Annotated in this window: 6 protein-coding genes; 4 read left to right on the top strand and 2 right to left on the bottom strand. The window is 40.4% G+C overall.

Annotation, left to right across the window (positions count from 1 at the left end; all coding sequences use genetic code 11):
• From folK to BCG07_RS18965, 4 genes are all read left to right on the top strand, one after another.
• On the top strand, positions 1–447 hold a 447-nt coding region (gene folK, locus BCG07_RS18980; protein ID WP_286891530.1), incomplete at its 5' end, for a 2-amino-4-hydroxy-6-hydroxymethyldihydropteridine diphosphokinase.
• A gap of 31 nt (positions 448–478) precedes the next feature.
• Positions 479–1,273, top strand: a complete 795-nt coding sequence (panB, locus tag BCG07_RS18975) for a 3-methyl-2-oxobutanoate hydroxymethyltransferase (RefSeq protein WP_006791874.1) — start codon at positions 479–481, stop codon at positions 1,271–1,273.
• Entirely contained in the window at positions 1,273–2,121 is an 849-nt protein-coding gene (gene panC / locus BCG07_RS18970; protein ID WP_006791873.1) for a pantoate--beta-alanine ligase, read from the top strand. Before panB ends, panC begins: the two co-directional genes overlap by 1 nt.
• A gap of 28 nt (positions 2,122–2,149) precedes the next feature.
• A complete protein-coding gene (locus BCG07_RS18965; RefSeq protein WP_286891529.1) occupies positions 2,150–2,386 on the top strand; it encodes a hypothetical protein in 237 nt (78 codons plus the stop codon).
• A gap of 69 nt (positions 2,387–2,455) precedes the next feature.
• On the opposite strand, the gene BCG07_RS18960 is transcribed toward BCG07_RS18965, so the two are convergent.
• Together BCG07_RS18960 and BCG07_RS18955 are read right to left on the bottom strand one after the other, a co-directional pair.
• Positions 2,456–3,424, bottom strand: a complete 969-nt coding sequence (locus BCG07_RS18960) for a PstS family phosphate ABC transporter substrate-binding protein (protein WP_006791871.1) — start codon at positions 3,422–3,424, stop codon at positions 2,456–2,458.
• A gap of 90 nt (positions 3,425–3,514) precedes the next feature.
• A partial coding sequence (locus BCG07_RS18955) for an ATP-binding protein (RefSeq protein ID WP_286891528.1) occupies positions 3,515–4,030 on the bottom strand: 516 nt, incomplete at its 5' end.

Below are 4,030 nucleotides of genomic sequence, written 5' to 3'. Positions count from 1 at the left end.
TCGCCTAAACAACAGCTTGATAACGCGATTGCGGCACTTAAAAAACTGCCGCATAGCGAGTTTGTAAGCGTGTCTCACTATTACGCAAGTAAACCTATGGGACCGCAAGACCAACCCGACTACATTAACGCAGTTGCATGTATTAATACCCATCTTGAACCAGAACAGCTACTTGATTTAACACAAAAAATTGAACTAGAGCACGGCCGTGTTAGAAAAGCCGAACGTTGGGGTCCTCGAACGCTAGACATAGATACCCTTTTATTTGGTAATAAAATTATTAATACTGCACGCTTAACTGTGCCCCATTATGGCTTGAACGAACGCGAGTTTGTGGTGTATCCACTGCTTGAACTTGCGCCAGAACTTATTTTACCCAGCGGCATTGCACTAAAAACCATTGCAACTAATTTACCGCTCAACGACTTACAACAATTACCTCTGTAATTAACCAAGGCTTGTGCCTGCGAGGAATATTATGTCTAAAATAACCGTTTCTACTTTAAATAAAATGAAAGCAGAAAATAACAAAATCACAGCATTAACTGCTTACGATGCAAGCTTTGCAAAGTTATTTCATGATAATGGCGTTAACGTTATTTTAGTCGGTGATTCATTAGGTATGGTGCTGCAAGGCGGTGATGATACGCTTGGCGTAACCAACCAAGATATTGCTTACCATACGCGCTGTGTGCGTGCAGGAAGCCGTGAATTATTTGTTATTGCTGACATGCCATTTATGACATATTCAAGCGTTAACGACACGTGTAAAAATGCCGCAGAGCTTATGCGTGCTGGTGCAAACATGGTTAAACTTGAAGGTGGCGAATGGCTTTACGACAGTATTAAAGCGCTTACTCAACAAGGTATTCCTGTGTGTGGGCACTTAGGCCTTACCCCTCAATCTGTGCACGTATTTGGCGGCTTTAAAATCCAAGGCCGCGAAGAAGACAAAGCACAAAAAATGATTGATGATGCAAAAGCACTTGAAGCCGCTGGCGCACAATTATTAGTACTTGAGTGTATCCCGAGTGCATTGGCAAAACGTATTACTGATGCGCTTAGTATTCCAACCATTGGCATTGGTGCTGGTAATGTGACCGATGGTCAAATATTAGTAATGCACGACCTAGTGGGTATTTCGGCAGGTTATATTCCAAAATTTTCAAAAAACTTTTTATTAGAAACTGGCAACATGCCAGCGGCCGTTCAAAAATATTGTACCGATGTAAAAAGTGGCGCTTTTCCAAGTGCTGAACATGAGTTTAAATAATGCAGTCAATTACTGAAATTAAATCATTACGTAGTCAAATTAAAGCATGGCGACAAGCGGGCTTGAGTGTGGCGTTTGTACCAACAATGGGCAATTTACACCGAGGACACTTTTCACTCGTTGAAAAAGCAAAAACTTTAGCTGATAAAGTGGTTGTTAGTATTTTTGTAAACCCAATGCAATTTGGCGCTAACGAAGATTTAGATAACTACCCACGTACATTATCAGAGGACAAACAAGGCCTTGCAGAATTAGGTACTGATATTGTATTTACACCAAGTGTAAGCACAATTTACCCAAATGGGCTTGGTGAGCAAAGTTTTGTTGACGTACCAGGTGTGTCGCTTGGTTACTGTGGTGGTTCGCGCCCTGGGCACTTTAAAGGCGTTGCAACTGTTGTTACTAAGCTATTTAACCTAGTACAACCTGACTACGCTTGCTTTGGTGAAAAAGACTTTCAGCAACTGCAAGTGATTAAAACGATGGCTCGCGACCTATCTATGCCTGTTGAAATTATTGGTGTACCCACCATGCGTGAAGTATCAGGGCTTGCTATGAGCTCACGTAATGGCTACCTATCAGCAGAGCAAAAAACAACAGCAACTGCTTTATTTAAAGCGCTAGGCCAGTGTGCCGAGCAGCTTAAGCAAGGGAATAAAGATTTCACTTCGCTTAAAACACATGCTAAGCAAAGCCTTGAGCAAGCAGGCTTAAAGCCAGACTATTTTGAGATAGCTCAACGAGATACCTTAAAAACTGCTACACTCGATGATAACCATTTTGTTATTTTAGCCGCGGCCTTTTTAGGCTCTGTGAGATTAATTGACAACATGCAGGTCGATATTTAATTTATTGAGCTTACTTTAAGGATTAAAAATGCATATATTAATAAAAACAAGCGTGGTTGCGCTCACTTTAGTTGTTTTAGCCGGTTGTCAAAACCATGTTGAAAATGCCGAGATGAACCAATGTGCTCAACAAAACTTTCGTTGCGAAAGCACCTGCGAGCAACAAACAACAGCTGAAGGGCTTAAGCAACAAGTATGTTCTGCTAAATGTGTAGAAACATACAACCAATGTAAAGCACGTGCTGAAAAGTTAGGTGGTATTTAATTCCCTAAAATGTTTAATTTTAAGCACAAAAAAACCGCTCAATGAGCGGTTTTTTATTGCTTAGGTTTATTATTTTAAACCTAGTTTTTTAAGCTCTACTTCAACTAGCTTTGCAGAAAGAGGAACATAACCATCTTTTTCTACAATTTGTTGACCGTCTTTTGAAAGAATCATTTTTAAGAATTCAGCTTCCATCGGAGACAAGGCTTTATTTGGGTGCTTGTTAACGTACACGTATAAAAAGCGAGAAAGTGGGTATTTACCTTGCGCAACGTTATCAAGTGTTGCATCTACAAAGTTAGTGCCTTTTTTAGACAATGGAACAGTACGTACACCTGACGTTTTGTAACCAATACCTGAGTAGCCAATTGCGTTCAGTGAAGACGAAATTGATTGTACTACAGATGCAGAACCCGGCTGTTCATTTACGTTATTACGGAAGTCACCTTTACACAGTGCTTTTTTCTTAAAGTAACCGTAAGTACCTGATACAGAGTTACGTCCGTATAATTGAATGTCGCGTGCTGCCCAGCTACCTTCAAGGCCTACATCGCTCCAACGGTTAACTTGCTCTGACGCACCACACTTACGAGTTGATGAGAAAATAGCGTCAACTTGGTCAATACGAAGACCTTCAATTGGGTTATCTTTGTGTACATAAACAGCAAGTGCATCAATAGCTACGCGAACTGCTGTTGGCTTGTAACCGTAACGTTTTTCAAACGCTTCGATTTCTTTTGATTTCATTGCGCGGCTCATTGGACCTAGGTTAGCAGTACCTTCGGTTAATGCTGGAGGCGCTGTAGAAGAACCTGCCGCTTGAATTTGAATGTTTACATTTGGGTAAATACGTTTGTACTCTTCAGCCCAAAACGTCATCATGTTAGCTAAAGTGTCAGAACCTACTGATGAAAAGTTGCCTGATACGCCGCTGATTTTTTGATACTCAGGAATGTCTTGATCTAAAGCCACTGCTTGAGCAGATACGAAAGTTGTAACAGCCACACCCATTGCGGCAACTAAATTTTTAAATTTCATGTGGGTTCTCCGATTTGTTCGTCCCATTTTCTAACTGCTGCCCACTCTAAAGTGAGTACATGACAATGATATGACTCTTAAATGACACTTTTATGACTTTACCAAAACTTGTTGTTTATTTTGGGGTTCAACGATCTTATCTATTGAAAAACAAAAAGAAAAACAAGAACCCTTTCCAACTTCACTGGTGATATTTAATTTACTATCGTGGCGTGTTAACACATGTTTTGTAATTGCCAAGCCTAAACCAGACCCTCCTGTGGTTCTGCTTCGTGCTTTATCCACACGATAAAACCGCTCAGTCAGTCGATTAATATGTTCTGCAGCAATGCCATCACCGTTATCAACAACAGTAAAACAAGCGGTATTATTTTTACGAAGCCAGCTAACCTGTATTTTTCCGCCAGGTTTAGTGTAATGAATAGCATTAAAGACTAAATTAGAAAACGCACTACGCAGCTCATCTTCAGAGCCTTTTATGTCGAGTGTGTTATCTATATCAAAGAGTAATTCGTGGCCTTTGTCTTGATTAATAGACTGGGCTTCTGTTTGAATATAACCAAGTAACTGAGGTACATTAATCGCTTTATCGTTATCTTGTCGGCG

Origin of the sequence: Pseudoalteromonas sp. ESRF-bin5 (assembly GCF_002632075.1) — a bacterium.
GTDB classification, from domain to species: domain Bacteria; phylum Pseudomonadota; class Gammaproteobacteria; order Enterobacterales; family Alteromonadaceae; genus Pseudoalteromonas; species Pseudoalteromonas marina.
This window is presented reverse-complemented; position numbering and strand designations above follow the sequence as displayed.

What these genes read in the sequence shown, in the direction of transcription:
- panB (WP_006791874.1), top strand. Translation starts at nt 479, where the DNA reads ATGTCTAAAATAACCGTTTCTACTTTAAATAAAATGAAAGCAGAAAAT.
- BCG07_RS18960 (WP_006791871.1), bottom strand. Translation starts at nt 3,424, where the DNA reads ATGAAATTTAAAAATTTAGTTGCCGCAATGGGTGTGGCTGTTACAACT.
- panC (WP_006791873.1), top strand. Translation starts at nt 1,273, where the DNA reads ATGCAGTCAATTACTGAAATTAAATCATTACGTAGTCAAATTAAAGCA.
- BCG07_RS18965 (WP_286891529.1), top strand. Translation starts at nt 2,150, where the DNA reads ATGCATATATTAATAAAAACAAGCGTGGTTGCGCTCACTTTAGTTGTT.